Source organism: Streptomyces montanisoli (assembly GCF_017813245.1).
GTDB lineage: Bacteria > Actinomycetota > Actinomycetes > Streptomycetales > Streptomycetaceae > Streptomyces > Streptomyces montanisoli.
The window spans coordinates 22023-39166 of sequence record NZ_JAGIQL010000053.1 but is presented as its reverse complement, the minus strand read 5'-3'; the positions used below and the strand labels follow the sequence as shown (position 1 = coordinate 39166).

At 71.2% G+C, this 17144-nt stretch carries 14 protein-coding genes; 6 read left to right on the top strand and 8 right to left on the bottom strand.

Annotated elements, in window-relative coordinates:
* Positions 1-215: 215 nt before the first annotated feature.
* From JFN87_RS15355 to JFN87_RS15340, 4 genes are all read right to left on the bottom strand, one after another.
* Positions 216-374, bottom strand: coding sequence for a DUF6760 family protein (locus JFN87_RS15355; RefSeq protein ID WP_209340611.1), 159 nt, complete (start codon positions 372-374; stop codon positions 216-218).
* A complete protein-coding gene (locus tag JFN87_RS15350) occupies positions 371-865 on the bottom strand; it encodes a hypothetical protein (RefSeq protein WP_209340610.1) in 495 nt (164 codons plus the stop codon). Before JFN87_RS15350 ends, JFN87_RS15355 begins: the two co-directional genes overlap by 4 nt.
* Positions 865-1302 (bottom strand): phage tail protein, encoded by a 438-nt coding sequence (locus JFN87_RS15345; RefSeq protein ID WP_209340609.1) that lies wholly within the window; start codon positions 1300-1302, stop codon positions 865-867. The genes JFN87_RS15350 and JFN87_RS15345 overlap by 1 nt, the downstream gene beginning before the upstream one ends.
* An 86-nt stretch (positions 1303-1388) precedes the next feature.
* Complete coding sequence (locus JFN87_RS15340; protein WP_209340608.1) at positions 1389-2993, bottom strand: phage tail sheath family protein; 1605 nt, start codon at positions 2991-2993, stop codon at positions 1389-1391.
* 419 nt (positions 2994-3412) lie between these two features.
* Between JFN87_RS15340 and JFN87_RS15335 the strand changes: the two genes are divergently transcribed.
* The 3 genes from JFN87_RS15335 to JFN87_RS15325 all read left to right on the top strand — a co-directional run bounded on the left by JFN87_RS15335 (position 3413) and on the right by JFN87_RS15325 (position 7435).
* Entirely contained in the window at positions 3413-4336 is a 924-nt protein-coding gene (locus JFN87_RS15335; protein WP_209340607.1) for a hypothetical protein, read from the top strand.
* A gap of 114 nt (positions 4337-4450) precedes the next feature.
* Positions 4451-5878 carry an RICIN domain-containing protein gene (locus JFN87_RS15330; protein WP_209340606.1) on the top strand — a complete coding sequence of 476 codons (1428 nt, stop codon included), beginning with the start codon at positions 4451-4453 and terminating at the stop codon, positions 5876-5878.
* Positions 5879-5998: 120 nt separating this feature from the next.
* On the top strand, positions 5999-7435 hold the full coding sequence (locus JFN87_RS15325; protein ID WP_209340605.1) for an RICIN domain-containing protein: 1437 nt from the start codon (positions 5999-6001) through the stop codon (positions 7433-7435).
* Between the two features lie 78 nt (positions 7436-7513).
* Here the strand turns inward: JFN87_RS15325 and JFN87_RS15320 are convergent, their stop codons facing one another.
* The 3 genes from JFN87_RS15320 to JFN87_RS15310 are packed head-to-tail and all read right to left on the bottom strand — an operon-like array spanning position 7514 to position 10982.
* A complete protein-coding gene (locus JFN87_RS15320) occupies positions 7514-9601 on the bottom strand; it encodes an ATP-binding protein (RefSeq protein WP_209340604.1) in 2088 nt (695 codons plus the stop codon).
* Positions 9598-10323, bottom strand: coding sequence for a Pvc16 family protein (locus tag JFN87_RS15315; protein WP_209340603.1), 726 nt, complete (start codon positions 10321-10323; stop codon positions 9598-9600). Before JFN87_RS15315 ends, JFN87_RS15320 begins: the two co-directional genes overlap by 4 nt.
* Entirely contained in the window at positions 10320-10982 is a 663-nt protein-coding gene (locus JFN87_RS15310) for a response regulator transcription factor (RefSeq protein ID WP_209340602.1), read from the bottom strand. Before JFN87_RS15310 ends, JFN87_RS15315 begins: the two co-directional genes overlap by 4 nt.
* Before the next feature lie 262 nt (positions 10983-11244).
* Between JFN87_RS15310 and JFN87_RS15305 the strand changes: the two genes are divergently transcribed.
* Positions 11245-13341, top strand: coding sequence for an AAA family ATPase (locus tag JFN87_RS15305; RefSeq protein ID WP_209340601.1), 2097 nt, complete (start codon positions 11245-11247; stop codon positions 13339-13341).
* A 64-nt stretch (positions 13342-13405) separates the two neighbouring features.
* Here the strand turns inward: JFN87_RS15305 and JFN87_RS15300 are convergent, their stop codons facing one another.
* Positions 13406-14467, bottom strand: coding sequence for a LacI family DNA-binding transcriptional regulator (locus JFN87_RS15300; protein ID WP_209340600.1), 1062 nt, complete (start codon positions 14465-14467; stop codon positions 13406-13408).
* A gap of 302 nt (positions 14468-14769) precedes the next feature.
* Between JFN87_RS15300 and JFN87_RS15295 the strand changes: the two genes are divergently transcribed.
* Together JFN87_RS15295 and JFN87_RS15290 are read left to right on the top strand one after the other, a co-directional pair.
* A complete protein-coding gene (locus tag JFN87_RS15295; RefSeq protein WP_209340599.1) occupies positions 14770-16080 on the top strand; it encodes an extracellular solute-binding protein in 1311 nt (436 codons plus the stop codon).
* Positions 16081-16100: 20 nt separating this feature from the next.
* A complete protein-coding gene (locus JFN87_RS15290; RefSeq protein WP_209340598.1) occupies positions 16101-17111 on the top strand; it encodes a carbohydrate ABC transporter permease in 1011 nt (336 codons plus the stop codon).
* Positions 17112-17144 lie beyond the last annotated feature (33 nt).

The window sequence follows — 17144 nt, the reverse complement described above, 5'->3', positions numbered from 1 at the left end:
TCCGTGCACCAGAGCCCGTCCGAGACCCTCCGGTGACTGGAGTTCACGCGTGTGCCCTTCCGATGTTCCCGGCGGGCAGCCGTCACGCCCGCCGGCCGGCGCGGCCTGCGCCGCGCCGGCTCCTGACGTACCGGCTCCTGACGTGCCGCCGCCCGTCGTGTCCACTGTCCCGCGGGCCGTAGCCGACCGCCCGCGCATCCTGTCGAGGAACCCCATCAGCCCTCCGCCGCGGCTCGGTTGACGAGAGAGGCTATCTCCTGCGCGTAGCGCCGCCGGTCGCGGTGTTCGAGGTCCAGGATGTCCTCCAGGTTCCAGTGGAAGTGGTAGGCGATGTACGCGATCTCCTCATGGATACGGTTGGTCGCGTACGTCACGATTCCCCCAGGCGGCTCCCGCCGAGCTCCACCTCGAAGGGCTGCTCGCAGTGCGGGCACGTCACCCCGGCCCGGGTGTGTCCCTCGGCGTTGACCTGCCGGTAGAAGTCCTGGAGGAAGGCGAGGTCGGAGGCGAACATGTTCTCCACCACACCGTCGTGGACCTGCGCGAGCGTGCCGAGGCGGGTGATGACCCGGCCGAGCAGCACCACCGAGAGGTAGGCGGGGTTCTCCTGGACGCGGACGTCCCGCAGCGGGATCAGCTCGTCCCGCGCGGTCGCCAGCCTCATGGATCCGTTGCGGTGCACGGTGCCCGTCGCGTCGACGTAACCGCGCGGCAGTTCGAACTCGAACTCGGTGCGCAGCGACTGCCGCTCGGGCACCCGCTCCGCCGCCGGAGCGGCGGCCTGCGGCGCGGGTTCGGAAGCTTCGTCCGCCGCCGCGTCCGGCACTGCGGGCGCGGCGGGCGGACGGGCAGTCGTACGGCGCATTACTCCATGACCAGTTCTTCGTAGGTGATGTGGATGGTTTCGGTGAGCGCCTGCGCCTCACCGGCCGTGACGCTGCCGGCCTCGACCTTGTGGCACCAGGCGTTGCGCAGGTGGTAGCGCTTCTGCGGGTTGTTCATGGAGTCCATGTGCATGATCGTGGCGTTCTTGCGGGCCGTGTCCATCTGGCCTGCGAGCGACTCGTTGATCCACTGGTTGAACGCCGCGGACTGGGTCATACCACGCACGATGGTGCAGACGCCGGCCTTCTTGACGCCGGGCATCTTCTTCGTGACGGGGTGGCCCTGGGCCGAGACCTGCTGGTACTCGATGACGTCCTGCTCGATGCTCAGACCCTGGACCTGGTGCAGGAACTCGACCATGACGCCGTCGATCTGCAGGCCGAAATTATGGGTAGTGAGCGCATCGCCTGGCTGCATGCTGTCCTTCTCCTTCTGCTGACGTACCTACGGGAAGGCACGGAACGGGTGGTGGGGGCGCGGCGCGCGGCCGCGCTCCCGTGGTGCTACTCCTCCAGTTCGCCGCTGCCGCCGGAGAACTGCGCCAGCCGGAAGATCACGAATTCGGCGGGCTTGACGGGCGCGATGCCGATCTCGCAGATGACCCGGCCGAGGTCCACGGACTCCGACGGGTTGGTCTCGGCGTCGCACTTGACGTAGTAGGCCTCTTCGGGGCGCGAGCCGAACAGGGCGCCGTTGCGCCACTCGTTGACGAGGAACGCCGATATGTTGCGCCGGATGCGGGACCACAGGGCCTCGTCGTTCGGCTCGAACACCACCCACTGGGTGCCGATCAGGATCGACTCCTCCAGGTAGTTGAAGTACCGGCGGATGTTGATGTAGCGCCAGGCCGGGTCGGAGGACATCGTGCGGGCGCCCCAGAGGCGGATGCCGCGGCCGGGGAACGCGCGGATGCAGTTGACGCCGATGGGGTTGAGCAGGTCCTGCTCACCTCGGGTGATCTGGTTCTCCAGGTCGATGACGCCGCGCACGACCTCGTTGGCCGGGGCCTTGTGCACGCCGCGCTCGAAGTCGTTGCGCGCCCAGATGCCGGAGACGTGGCCGCTCGGCGGGACCATGCGGGCCTGTCCCGTGGCCGGGTCGAAGATCTTGATCCACGGGTAGTACAGGGCCGCGAACTTCGAGTCGTACCCGGCGGTCTCCTGGCGCCACACCCTGATGTCACGGGCGTTGAGGCCGGGCGGCGGGTCGATGACGGCGACGCGGTCGCCCATCAGCTCGCAGTGGGCGATGAGCCCGAGCTGGACGGCCTTGACGGCCTCCAGGTCGATGGCACCGCGCTGGTAGGCGGCCATCAGGTCGGGGACGGCGACCATCGAGATCTCGTCCACCGCTTCCAGGCCGCCGAAGCCGGTGCGGTCGGAGGAGTCACCGAGGTACTCGGCGGGGCCGGCGTGGCCGTCCTCCTGCTGCTCGACGGGCAGGGCGGCGGGGGCCGGGGCGGGCGGGTTGGCGAGCGCCACGGTCTGGTTGTCGGGCCGGACGAGCTGGGCCGCGGGCGCGTTCTCCGTGACGGTGATCCGCTTGGAGCGCTCCTTGACCTGCGTGACCACGTAGTTGCGGTTGCTCTTCTTCGAGGTCACGTCGAAGGTCTCGACGACCTGGTCGCCGTCCTTGACGACCAGCTTGAACCGCTCGGCGGGGCCTTCGCCCTCCGCGTCCGCCACCTCGACGCTCAGCTTGCCGGTGCCGGTGCTGCCGCCTGCGGGCAGGGCGCGGACCGTGAAGGTACCCAGCTCGGCGGGCTTGCCCGGCTCGAGCGCGGCACGGGCGGCCGGAGCGGACACCGCGGCCGGTCCCTCCGAGCTCGCGTTCGCGCCCTCGGCGGAGCCGCCGACGCGCACGACGTACGCGGCGGAGCCGCCGTTGTTGAAGAAGCCGTAGACGGAGTGCGCCAGGTAGTACCCGTCGGTGAACTCACCGAAGGCGGCGACGTACTGCGACCAGTTGGTCACCAGGGTCGGCTTGTTCAGCGGGCCCGTGGGCGCGAGTCCGACGAAGGCCGCCACGGAGGTTCCCACGCCCTCGATGGGACGGGAGCCGCTGGCGACCTCCTCGACGTAGACGCCCGGCGACAGGTACGACGGCATGCTCTGCTCTCCTATGGGGTACGGAATAGCTGGGGGGTGGGCGGTACAAGCGGTACGACGCCGCAGAGATGTGTACGGCTACAACGATTACCGACCGACGGCGGCGGAGGAAGGACCTTCCGTGCCCTGCCGGGGGCATGTTCGCTGCCCTAAGGGGCACCGTGCTGCCACGGCGAGCCGGGCTACCCGCGCGTAGGGCCCGGCACCCCGGGTGCACGGGCCGGGCGGACAGCCGGGCCGGGCGGCGCCGGCGCGGGGCGGGCACCCCCTCGTTGCCCCCGCGTCTTCCAAGCCTGCCCTTTCAGACCTTGCCACCGTGACGCCGGGCCGGTTAGGAAGTCAGGACGCATGTCCGCAGCCGGCTCACCCCCGCACAACCGCACCCGCGGTCCTCGGCTCGGCAGAAAGGCTAGGCTCTCATGCCCTCACTCGCACGGGGCCGGGACGAACAGCGGCCCTCGGCCACTACGGGCGCCATCCGCCCACCGGCGCGCACCGCCCCCGTCCCCCCCGTCCTCGCCCTGCAGCGGGCCGTGGGCAACCAGGCGGTGACGCGACTCGTCGAGAGCGGGCGCACAGCCGCCGCGCCGCTCTCCGTGCAGCGCGCGGGGCGGTCGGGCAGAAGGCGCGAAGAGGAGGAGATCGAACTGCGCAGGTCGCGGCTCGACCGAGCGAACGCGCAGGCCGGCGGCGCCCGCCTGCCGAGGACATCGAGCAACGACTCGCACCTGGCCGAACTCCAGGACGAGGCCGAGCAGCACCTCGAAGGCGTGCCCCTGACGCCACAGAGCAACGGGCAGCCGGCCCAGGCGCACCATTCCGCGAACGGATACGGGATCACGTTCGACCCGGCCTACACCGGCGACGGGACGGTCGACGGGCCCCACTTCGCGACGGCCAGCATGCTGCACGAGGTACAGCACATCGCCACGGACCGCAGGTACCGGCGGCCTTCCGACCCCGACCATGCTCTGAGCTTCCACAACTTCCACTACCCGACGCAAGGGGGCGTGGACGGCGACCCGTTGAGGGAGTCCATGGTAAGGCAGCAGAACCACGCCGACGGGAACCTCGAAGAGGTCAGGGACGTCGTCGCCCGGGACCGGAGGCTGTCCGACCAGATGCGCGAACATCTCCTGGGCCGCCTGGACTACGCGCAGGCCGCGCCCCAGGTGCACTACGACACCGTGCTCGCGGACATGCTCCAGTACATGCACTCGCTCGGGTTCGGGAGCACGGACAGCTTCCAGGCGGTGCGCCGCCTGTCCCGCGAGGCATACCAGCGGCGCAACAACATGAGCGGCGACCACTCGGAACTCGGCGACATGCGCACCCGCCGCTGACACCGGCCACCGGCGGCGCGGCGCCCCGGAAGGGCAAGGCGGCCTGCCCCACGCTCGCCCCACGCTGCTCCCCCGCCTGAGACGCCGCGATCACGCCCGAAGTAGCGTTGGGCCATGAGTTTGTGGACCTCCCTGGAGCCTGCCTCGACGACCGTGGACCCGGGGGGCTCCGCCCGAGTCCGGCTGAGGCTCCGCAATACCGGTGACGTCGTCGACGAGTACCGGTTCGTGCCGGTCGGGGACCTCTCCCCCTGGACGACCGTGGAACCGCCGAGCATCCGCCTCTACCCCGGCACCACGGGAACGGTGGAGCTGACGTTCGCCCCGCCCCGCAGTCCGGACGCGACGGCGGGCCCCAACCCCTACGGCGTGCAGATCATCCCGACCGAGCACCCCGAGGCCACCACGGTCCCCGAGGGCAACGTCACCATCACACCCTTCTCCGAGGTGCGCGCCGAACTCGTACCCCACACCGTCAAGGGACGCTTCCGCGGCCGCCCCAAACTCGCCGTCGACAACCTCGGCAACGTCAAACTCACCGCCTCCATCGCCGGCAGCGACAACAGCGACCAGATCACCTACGACCTGCAACCCGCCAACATCCAGGTCGAACCCGGACGCGCCAAGTTCATCAAGACCACACTGAAGCCGCGTCAGATCATCTGGGCGGGATCCAAGCAGTCCCGCCCCTTCTCGCTCGCCATCCAACGCTCCGGCGCCGACCCCGTACCCGTGCAGGGCACCTACGTCCAGCCAGGACTGTTCCCCCGCTGGGTCGGCGTCGTCCTCGGCATGCTCCTCGCACTCATCCTCGCCTTCGTCATGCTCTGGATCGCCCACAAACCCCAAGTCACCACCCAAGCCGGCGAACTCGCCGCATCACAAGCCACCAAACTCCCCACACCACCGGTCTCCACCGCCCCCTCACCGCCCGCCCCCACCTCAGCACCACCCAGCCCCACCCCCAACACCAGCGACTCACCCGCCGGTGACAGCGGAGGCGGAGGAGGCGGCGGCAAAAAGAAGAAAAAGACGAACCCGCTCGCCCGCGTGCTGATCGCGAACGGCACGACGAACAAGTGCGCCGCCCCCGAGCTCAACACCAAGCAGGGCGACCCGAAGAAGGTCCGGCAGTACGACTGCAAGACCCCGGCAGTGGACAACGAGTTGTGGGCCGTGGAGACCGTGTTCAAGGGGCAGGGCCCGGCCAACACGGACCTGGTCCAGATCCGCAACCTGAAGAGCGGCAACTGCCTGGATCTGCCGGGCAAGGGCCCCGGGCAGACCCACACGAACATCGATGAGTACCCGTGCACCAAGACGATGGACGACAACCAGCTCTGGTACCTGCACAAGGGCAAGGACACCAACAACCTCTACTGGATCCGCAACTACAAGAGCAACGGCATGTGCCTCAACGTCGACGGCTTCGCGAACAAGGGCGAGGACAAGGCGGCCGGCACGGTGCTGACCCTCTACGCGTGCACCAATGACGACGACCGGGGGTGGAATTTCGTCAAGCCGGGGGTGAGTGCGGGCTGACGGCGCCACGCCGCTCGTCCCACGACGTTCCGAAAGGGCATCGGGGCCTGCTCCCCCGGACGCCGCACGCTGCCCCGCGGCCTGAGACAGCACATGCGTGGTCAACGTATCCTCGGCGCCATGAGTTTGTGGACCTCCCTGGAGCCCGCCTCGACGACCGTGGACCCGGGGGGCTCCGCTCGTGTCCGGCTGAGGCTGCGCAACACCGGTGACGTCGTCGACGAGTACCGGTTCGTACCGGTCGGGGACCTCTCCCCCTGGACGACCGTGGAACCGCCGAGCATCCGCCTCTACCCCGGCACGACGGGAACGGTGGAGCTGACGTTCGCCCCGCCCCGCACCCCGGACGCGACGGCGGGCCCCAACCCCTACGGCGTGCAGATCATCCCGACCGAGCACCCCGAGGCCACCACGGTCCCCGAGGGCAACGTCACCATCACACCCTTCTCCGAGGTGCGCGCCGAACTCGTACCCCACACCGTCAAGGGACGCTTCCGCGGCCGCCCCAAACTCGCCGTCGACAACCTCGGCAACGTCAAACTCACCGCCTCCATCGCCGGCAGCGACAACAGCGACCAGATCACCTACGACCTGCAACCCGCCAACATCCAGGTCGAACCCGGACGCGCCAAGTTCATCAAGACCACACTGAAGCCGCGTCAGATCATCTGGGCGGGATCCAAGCAGTCCCGCCCCTTCTCGCTCGCCATCCAACGCTCCGGCGCCGACCCCGTACCCGTGCAGGGCACCTACGTCCAGCCAGGACTGTTCCCCCGCTGGGTCGGCGTCGTCCTCGGCATGCTCCTCGCACTCGTCCTCGCCTTCGTCATGCTCTGGATCGCCCACAAACCCCAAGTCACCACCCAAGCCGGCGAACTCGCCGCGTCACAGGCCACCAAACTCCCCACACCACCGGTGTCCACCGCCCCCTCACCGCCCGCCCCCACCTCAGCACCACCCAGCCCCACCCCCAACACCAGCAACTCACCCGCCGGTGACAGCGGAGGCGGAGGCGGCGGCGGCAAAAAGAAGAAAAAGACGAACCCGCTCGCCCGCGTGCTGCTCGCGAACGGCACGACGAACAAGTGCGCCGCTCCCGAGCCACAGACGAAGGACGGCGACCTGAAGAAGGTCCGGCAGTACGACTGCGCGGTTCCCACCGACGAGGAGCAGGTGTGGGGCGTGGAGACCGTGTTCAAGGGCCAGGGCCCGGCCAACACGGACCTGGTCCAGATCCGCAACCTGAAGAGCGGCAACTGCCTGGACGTGCCGGGCAACGGCGCCGACGACCACGGCACCAACCTCGATCTGTACCCGTGCACCAAGACGATGGACGACAACCAGCTCTGGTACCTGCACAAGGGCAAGGACACCAACAACCTCTACTGGATCCGCAACTACAAGAGCAACGGGCTGTGCCTGGACGTCTCCGGCTACAAGAGCTCCGGCAACGACAAGGCGGCCGGCACGGTGCTGACCCTCTACCCGTGCAGCAACAACGACGACCAGGGCTGGAACCTCGTCAAGCAGCAGCAGTCAGGCGACAACCAGAACTGAAAAAGTTCCGAGGCGACGACAGCGCCCCGCGAGCCGTGGCTCGCGGGGCGCTTCGCGTTTCAGAGGCCTCGGAAGCCGTCAGAAGCCCATCTCGCCCGGCACCAGGCGGCCCGCCTTGCGGTACTCGCGGCGGGCGCCCGCCAGCAGGTCGGCCGTGGTGACCGGCTCGCTCCGGCCGGCGGCCGTGTACGCGGCGGTGACCACCGCGCTGCGGATCGAGCCGCCCGCGAGCTCGAAGTCGCGGGCGCACTCGGTCGGGTCGATGCCGTCGGCGCACGGCACGTGCACGAGGCTGTGCCGCCACAGCGCGAGCCGCTGCTCGGCGTCGGGGAAGGGGAAGTCGACGACGAGGTCGAGGCGGCGCGTGAAGGCGTCGTCGATGTTGGCCCGCAGGTTCGTGGTGAGCAGGGCGATGCCGTCGAACGCCTCCAGGCGCTGGAGCAGGTAGGCGCTCTCCATGTTGGCGTAGCGGTCGTGGGCGTCCTTGACCTCGGAGCGTTTGCCGAAGACGGCGTCGGCCTCGTCGAAGAGGAGGACGGCATCGGTGCGGTCGGCCTCGGTGAAGATGCGTTCCAGGTTCTTCTCGGTCTCGCCGACGAACTTGTCGACGACGGAGGAGAGCTGGACGACGTACAGGTCGAGGCCGAGGTCGGCGGCGACCACCTCGGCCGCGAGCGTCTTGCCCGTACCGGAGTCCCCGGCGAACAGGCCGAGGACGCCGCGCCCGCGCCCGCCGCCCGCGCTCAGGCGCCAGTCGCCGAGCACCCGGTCGCGGAAACGGGCGCGCAGGGCCAGTTCCCGCAGGTGGCCGAGGGGCCCGTCCGGCAGTACGAGGTCGTCCCAGTCGACGGCGGGCCTGATCCTTCGGGCGTGCCGTTCGAGTCCTGAGGCCGACTGCTGGCGCGCGGCAAGGCGCAGGTGGTCGGCGGTCACCGGCGATCCGTCGTAGGCGGCGCGGTCCAGGGCGGCCCGTGCGGCGCGGGCGATCCGGTCGCCGCCGAGGCGGTAGGGGCCGACGGTCGCGGCGAGGTCGAACCCGGGGTCGTCGCCGGCGCCGAGGCCGAGAGCGGCGGACCACGCCTCCGCGCGTCCTGAGGGCAGCCGGTCCACGTCGAGCACCAGCGGGTCGCTTTCGCACCAGTCGGGGTCGTACGGGTTCGGCCCGGCCAGCACCACGGGGACGTCGCGCGCGGCGAGCGCGCGCAGCAGCGGGCCCGGCCGCTCGGGCAGCGGCGACACGACGACCGCACAGTCCAACAGCCGTGCCTCGCGCAGGATTTCGGCCACGGGGCCGTGGCTGCCCGCCCGCGCGCCGCCGCCGGTGGTGTCGGGGTCGTCGGGGCGCTGGTCGCCGCCGTCGGGCCGCTCGCCGCCGGGCCCCGGGGTGAAGTGCAGCGCGTCGCGGCCGGCCGTGTGCAGCGCGGCGGTCGCGAACAGCAGTCCGTCGCCCTGGCGTTGTTCGCGCAGGTAAACGGTGAGCGGACCGGCGGCGAGGTGTTTGGCGAGCTGGTGGGCCGCCTGCTCGCCGTTGCCGGAGACGGCTCCCGCGCCGAAGGGCGGCAGGCCGCGCACGTACCCGTCGAGAGCGGCGTCCGGTGTGTCGTCGCCGAGCAGATGCGCGGCGACCCGGTCGGGGACGCGCAACGAGCGGCTGAGGAAGGGGCGTTCGGGATCCTCCACGACGAGCAGGCCGCACGCGGAGAGCGGCGCCGCGCGGTGGAAGGCGTCCCGCGCGTCCGCGTGGGTCGTGGGCAGCCCGCACAGGTCGAGCGCGAGGCCCACGGTGGCCCGCCGGCGGGAGACGTCGTCGTTGAGGTACCCGTACAGCGGCTCGAAGCCGCGGTCGAGGTCGGGTGCGACGGCGATGAGCAGGACGGAGACGTCGAAGGACGTCAGCCCGAGGCGCAGGGCGAGCCGGTGCAGGCGGTCCTCTGCGCCCTCGGGGGTCTCCGGCTCCGCCGGCGCGTGGCCCGTCTCGCGCCGGAGGTGGTGGCGCACGGCCTCGTCGGAGAGGTACAGGCCGCGCAGCGGGTCCGCGGCGGTGGGGTCGTTCGCGGAGCGCGCCTCCACCAGCGCGGCGACCCGCTCGCGCAGCCGCGCGAGCCGGGCCAGCAGCGGGACCTCGGGGGCGTCCGCGGGCGCGGGGGCGGCGGCGCCGTCCGTCATCGCGAGCCTCCCTCGGGCAGGGCCGGCTCGGCGCCCACCGGCTCGGCGCGCTCCGATTCGGCGCGCACCGGCTCGGCGCGCACCGGTTCGGGACCGCCCGCGGTGAAGTGGCGCGGCTGGTGCATGCGCTCGTCGTCCCGCAGCGGTCCGTCGACCTCCCGGGCGCGCACGATCGCGCCCTCGGTGACCGGCGGGCCCGCGTCGTAGTCCGGGTAGGCCGGGAACGGCACGGTGACCACGAGGTCGATCGACGGCTTGAGCCCGCCGCCGAGCGCGGACCAGATCTCCGCGAGCGAACGCGTCTCCGCCTGTATGCCGGAGACGGCGAGCGGCACGCTGTAGCCGACCGCCTGGAGCGACGGGGGAAGCGCCTCGGGCGTCACGAGTTCGTGCGGCAGCAGGGTGGCCAACGCCGCGGACAGCAACCGGTGTTCGTCCTCGGGGCGCTTCGTCCATGCCGTGAGCAGGTAGGAGAGGCGGAACCACCGCGGCGGCCTGCGCCTGCGTACGACGACGCCGCGCTCGTCGCGGACGTCGGTGATGCCGCGCTCGCGCCGCTTCACGTCCTCGCGCACGTCGTAGAGGTAGACGTCGAAGACGGGGGCGTTGCGGCGGGCCGCCCAGTCGCGGGTGGGGGCCTCGAAGGAGATCTCGACGTCGGCTCCGGTGAGCGCGCCCCCCTTGAGCAGTTTCTTCAGGAGGTCGTCCACTTCGTGGATCACGAGATGTACCCCTCGCGCAGGGCGTAGGCCACCGCGTGCGCACGGTTGCGCAGCGCGAGCCGCGTGGTCACTCCTTGCATGATGTTCTTCACGGTCCGTTCCGAGTAGGAGAGTTTGCCGGCTATCTCCCCGGTGCCCATCCCTTCGGCGACGAGCCTGAGGACGTCGATCTCGCGGGGGGTCAGGCCGGACGGCTGGACGCCTGAGGCGCCCGCCGCGCTGGATCGCAGGGTGCCGACCTGGCTGACCAGGCGGCCGATCAGGTCGGACGGCAGGTCGCCCTCGCCGCGGTGGGCCGCGAGCACCGCACGCAGCAGCCGCTGGCCCGTGGCCTCGTGGCGCCAGACGATGGTGCCGACCCCGCACTCGATGACGTCGAGCAGCTCAGCCTCGCGGATCAGGCTGACGACCAGCACCGCGTGCAGGCCGTTGGATCGGACGATGCGGCGCAGAAGCGCCAGGACGGCCGGGTCGAGGGACTCGGCGAGCAGCACCGCGACGCCACTGCCCCGGGCGTCGGCCTCGTCCACCAGATCGAGCACCGGGTGCTGTCTGAGCTGGCTGATCGTCCCCTCGCGCGAGATCGGGTCGGGCGCGTGGACGACTACCGGGATCCGCTTCTCGGGTTCCGTCGTGGTCGACCGCAAAGAGCCGTGCAATTTCCCTCCCTGTCAAGCGAGATCGTACGTCAGCCCGATACGGCGACACGGACGCGGGAAATGGCCTTTGCGGTTGCGATATCGCCAAGGAATTACCTCGAAACTGCCCACAAACCCGCTCAAAGGACCGCTCACTCCACTGCTCATGACGTGCTCACCACCTGCCCATGAAGCCAAACACACGCCGTGTGCCGCTCCACCCCCGCCCCGTCGGCCACACCGGCAACGTGTTCAAATGAGGAGACCAGGGAGGGGGCTTGAGATGGCGCCGACCGGCAGCCGGCCGCCCACGAGCCTGGGTGAGCACCTCGACGCCGCCCGGTCCAGGGCCTTCGTCGGGCGCGCCGGCGAGTTGGCCCTTTTCCGATCCGTACTCACCGGTTGTGCACACCAATTCAACGTGATGTTCCTCACCGGGCCAGGCGGAATCGGGAAGTCCGCATTGCTGCGCCGCTACGCCGCCGAGGCGCGGACGGCGGGCCGCACGGTGGTCGGCATCGACGCGCGCACCGGCGGGTCCACCCCGGCGTCGTTCGAAGCGGGCGCGGCCCCCGTCTTCACCGAGCGCGGCGCCGTCCTGCTCGTCGACGCGGTGGAGTCGCGCGGGTACCTGGAGGACTGGCTGCGCGAGGAGTTCCTGCCCCGGCTGCCGCCCGGCGTGCTGGTGGTCATCGCGGGGCGGCGGCCGCCGGGGGACGCGTGGCGCGGCGACCCGGGCTGGGACGAGGTGCTGCGCGTGGTCGCCGTGGACGGGCTGCCGCGCGCCGACGCGGTCGCGCTGCTGGACGCGCGCGGTGTGGCGCGGGACCGGCAGGCAGGCATCGTCTCGTTCGCCGGCGGCAACCCGCTGGCCCTCTCGCTGGCCGCCGAGACGGCCGGTTCCGACGCGGCCGATTCTGACGGGGCGGCGCGGCCCGGCGCTTGGGTCCCGGCGCAGGACGTGATCGCCACCCTGGTGTCCCGGGTGGTGGGCGAGGTGCCCTCGCCCGAGCACCGCCAGGCGCTGGAGGTCTGCGCCCACGTGCAGGTGACGACGGAGGAGCTGCTGCGGGCCACGCTGCCGGGGGCGGATGCCTCGGCCCTGTTCGCGTGGCTGCGGGGACTGCCGTTCATCGAGGCGGGCCCGCACGGGCTCGTACCGCACGACGTGGTGCGCGGGATCCTCGGCGCCGACCTGCGGTGGCGCGACCCGCAGCGCCATGAAGCGATGGGCCGGCGGATACTCGGCCACCTCACCGAGCGGCTGCGGCAGCCACCCGTTTCGGGACCGGCGGGCGCCGCGTCCGTCCGTGCCCTCGCGGCGGCCGTGCTCCACCTCCGGCACGACGCGTTCGACGGCCGGCTCTCCGCCACGCGGCCGCACGAGGCGTACGAGGACGTGACTCGTCCCGAGGACCACGCCGCCGTCCTCGGCCTGCTGGCGGACCGTGGCGGCGCCCAGGACGTGGCGGCCGCCCGTCACTGGCTCGACGTCCAGCCCGGCGCCTTCACCGTGTACCGCTCGTCGGCCACGGGCGAGCTGACGGGGTTCATGGCATGGCTGCGCCTGTCGGAGCCGCGGTCCGCGGACACGGCGGCGGACCCGGTGGTGGCGCGCGCCTGGGCGCATGCGGGCCGGGCGGCGCCGCTGTTGGCGGGCGAGCACCTGGCGATCGCCAGGTTCGGCGCCCGGCGCGTCGAGGACCCGTCGGCGGAGGGACGTCTCATGTCGGCGCGGACGGTGGCCGAGTTCCTCGGCGGGCGCGGACTCGCCTGGACGTACTTCGTGGCCGGGGACGGCGGGGCGTTCCCGCGGTCGGCACCGTTCGCCGGGCCGGCCGCACTGCCCCCCGTGCGGGTCGGCGACCGGCTGCACGGGCTCTTCGCCGCCGACCGGCGCGCGCTGTCGACCGATGAGGTCCTGAGCAGGGTGCGGCAGGCGGCGCCCGCGCACGATCAGCGGCCGGGAGACGGACCGCCGGCGACGGACGGCCGGTGGCCGTCGGACCCCGCGCGCCCGATGGCCCGCGCGGATTTCGACGCTGCCGTGCGCGACGCGCTGCGCGCCTGGCACCGGCCGGACGCGCTGGCGGCCAATCCGCTCGCGCGTGGTGGCCCGCACGCCACCGGTGACCGCGCCGGCAGGGCGGAGTCCCTGCGCGGGTCGCTGGCGCGAGCCGTCGAGCAGCTGCGCGGCGACCGTCAGGGCGACAAGCTGCACCGGGCCGTGTCGGCCGCGTTCTTCGAGGGCCCGGTGACGCAGGAGGCGGCGGCCGAGCGGCTCGGCATACCGTTCAGCACGTACCGCCGCCACCTGGCGCGTGGCCTCGCGCGGGTCTGCGAACTGCTCTGGCACGGCAACGCGCGGCCGGGCGACTGACCCGCCGCCGACCACCGCTGATCGCCGCCGACGGCCGCTGACCGCCGCTGATTCGCTACGGGCCCTACGCCGTGTCCACCACGGCGGACTTCGCGACCCCCGTGGACTCCCGCTCGATCAGCCGAGGCACCGGCACCTGGACCGTGCGGGCCGGGCCGCCGTCCAGCAGGGCGAGCAGCTCCGTCGCCGCCGTGCGCCCGAAGGCGAGCGTGTCGCGGGTCAGTGCGGACAGCCAGGGGTGGACCATCCGGCACAGCGCCGAGTCCTCCCAGGCCACGATGGAGACGTCGCCCGGCACGGAGAACCCGAGCGCCGAGGCCGCGGCGACCCCGGCGACGGCCATCACGTCGTTGTCGTACACGAGCGCCGTCGGCGGGTCGGGGGCGCCGAGCACACTGCGGGCCGCGGCCGCGCCCTCCGCGTCCGAGTAGTCGGTGGTCAGGGACCGCACACCGGTGAGACCGAGCCGTTCCGCCTCGCCGCGCAGTGTCCTGATGCGGCGTTCGGTGTGCGCGAGCCCCGGCAATCCGGCGATGTGCACGATGTGACGGTGGCCGAGCGCGTGCAGCCGGTCCACGACGGCGGCCATCGCGCCGGCGTCGTCCGCCCACACCGTGGACAGTCCCGGGCCCAACTCGCCCGGCACACCGCCGATGATGACGCCCGGCAGGCCGAGTTCGGCGAGCAGTTCGGGGCGCGGGTCGTCGGTGCGCGGGTCGACGACCAGCACACCGTCCACCCTGCGCTCGGCCCACCACCTGCGGTACACCTCGCACTCGTCCTCCACCCCGTCCACCACCTGGAACAGCAGGCCGAGGTGACGGGTCGCCAGTCCTTCCTGGATGCCGGAGATGAGCTGCAGGAAGAACGAGTCGACGCCGAGGGTGTCGGCGGGGCGGGCCACCACGAGGCCCACCGTCGCGGACCCCTCGCCGGAGAGCTGGCGGGCGGCGGCACTGGGCCGCCAGCCGAGTTGGCGCGCGACGCGCCGCACCCGGTCGCGGGTGACCTCCGAGACGCCCGGGCGGTCGTTGAGCGCGAACGACACCGCGCTCTCCGACACCCCGGCGCGCTGGGCGATGTCCTTCATCGTCGGACGCCGCGGGGACGTGCGTCGAACCGCCATGCGTGTCCCCCTGGGTGACGTCGGAAGTGCCAGCGTAGCGCATGGCCCTTCTGGCACTAAAGCGCTTGAGTCGCCGGGCGACGCGACGGTACCTAAAGCGCATTAGTTCATGATCAAGCGAACCTGCTAAACCGGTCTGACCTGCACCTTTGCCACGCGTGCGCTTTCTCGCCCCGCCAATCCATTGACTTTTCACCGCGGAGCCGTGCAAGGTCTGCCCCGCAGCAATTCGCCGCCGCGGGGCCAGAGCCCGGCGAGCGGATGCCGCGTCACGCCCGGGTTGAGCAAAGGAGCCGTTTGCCGTGCGCTTTTCCAGCAGAGTCCCCCAGAGGGCGGCGTTCGCCGCCGCCGCGGTAGCCGTCCTCCTGCCCCTGAGCGCCTGTGGCGGATCCGGCGGCTCGGGCGGATCGTCGGCCTCCGGCTCCGGCAAGATCGACGGGTCGATCACGTTCCAGACGTGGAACCTCAAGACGGGCTACAAGTCGTACTTCAACAACCTCATAGCCGACTTCGAGAAGAAGTACCCCGGCACGCACGTGAAGTGGGTCGACCAGCCCGCCGACAACTACGCGGACAAGCTCAGCGCCGACGCCTCGGGCGGCACGCTCCCCGACGTCGTCAACGTCTCCCCCGACCTCGGCGCCCCGCTCGCCAAGGCCGGCCTCGCGCTCGACCTCGACAGCGACCCGGCCGCCGCCAAGTACAAGAAGGAGTACCTGCCGGGGGCGTGGCAGAGCAGCCAGGTGCCCGGCCTGAAGGGCACGTACGCCTTCCCCTGGTACCTCAACACGGGCCCGATGTTCTACAACAAGGCGCTGTTCAAGAAGGCCGGACTCGACCCGAACAAGCCGCCGCTGACGTACGAGCAGCTGTTCAGCGACGCGCTGACGATGGCGAAGAAGAGCGGCGGCAAGGTCGCCACGCTCGCCAACGTGCCCACCATCGAGGACTTCGGCCGCTACGGCGTGAAGATCATGAACAGCAAGGGCGACGGCTTCACCTTCAACGAGCCCAAGGGCGTCAAGCTGCTGAGCGAGTACGTGAAGCTCTACAAGGCGCACGCGCTCGACCCGCAGGCCCTCACCGCGACCCCGGACTCGGCGGGCCAGAAGTTCCTGACGCAGGCCGTCGCGATGAACCCCGGAAGCGCGCTCGACCTGGGCCACTTCAAGACGCAGGCGCCGTCGCTGTACAAGAACATCGGGATCACGCCGCAGATCACCAGCACCGGCAAGGTCAACATGTACGTGATGGGCCTGATGGTGAACGCCAACACCAAGCAGAAGGCCACGTCGATCGCGTTCGCGCACTACGTGACCGACGCGAAGAACCAGCTGACCTTCGCCAAGAAGGCCGCGATCTTCCCGAGCACCGCCGGCACGCTCGACGACCCGTACTTCACCAAGGAGGACGGCACCGACACCGCCCGTGTCCGTGTAGCGGCCGCCAAGTCCCTGAAGACGGCGGTTAATTACACCCCGGTCGTCTTCAGCGACCAGATGAAGACGGAGCTGGGCAACGAGGTCGCCAAGGCGCTGCAGGGCAAGGAGTCCCCGCAGGCCGCGCTCGACGCCGCCGTCAAGTCCTGCGACCAGCTGCTCAAGCAGTCCTGAGAGCGGGAGCGTCCCTCGACATGAGCAGCCCCACCGCCAGGCCCGCCACCGCCGCCGGCCCCGTCGCCGGCGCGGGGGCGGGCCGCGAGGCCGGCGCGCGTCCCGCGTCCGGCCGCCGCTTCGGGTCGCGGCCCCCCGGCGGCCGCTCCGCCGCACCCCGTGCGAGGCGCCATCTGCCCTCCACGCCCTGGCTGTTCGCCGCTCCGGGCCTGGTGATCGTGTGCGCCTTCGTCCTCTACCCGTTCGTCTCCACGCTCGTCGACTCCTTCACCGACCGCCGCGCCCTCGTGGCGGGCCACTGGGTGGGGCTGGCGAACTTCACGGAGATGCTGCACGACGACGCGTTCTGGATCGGCCTGCGCAACAGCGCGCTCTACATGGTCGTGGTCGTGCCCGCCCTGGTGGTGCTGCCGCTGCTGCTGGCCCTGCTGGTGCACAAGAAGATCCCGGGTATCGGGTTCTTCCGCAGCGCCTTCTACACGCCGGTGGTCGCGTCGATCGTCGTGGTCGGGCTGATCTGGGTGTGGATGCTGGACGACCGCGGCCTGATCAACTCGGTGCTCGAAGCCGTGGGGATCGGCAAGGTCGGCTTCCTCAGCGACCAGTGGCTGCTCCTGCTGAGCGCCATGTTCGTCACGGTGTGGAAGGGCCTCGGCTACTACATGATCATCTATCTCTCGGCGCTCGCGAACGTGCCGCGTGAGCTGCACGAGGCCGCGTCGGTCGACGGCGCGGGCGCTTTCCGCCGCTTCCTGACGGTGACGGTGCCCGCGGTGCGCTCCACGATGGTCCTGGTGGGCGCGCTCTCGTCGGTCGCCGCGTTCAAGGTGTTCTCCGAGGTCTACGTGATGGCGGGGCCCAAGGGCGGCCCCGCCGGCGAGGACACCACGCTCGTGATGCTCGTGGAGCGCACCGGCACGGGGCTGACCGGCCGCGTCGGCTACGCCTCCGCCATCTCCGTCGTCGTCTTCGTCATCACACTCGGCCTGATGCTGCTCGTGCTGCGCGCCGACCGCAAGGAGGACGCGTGACCACCGTCGACGACCGCACCGCCGCCGCGCCCC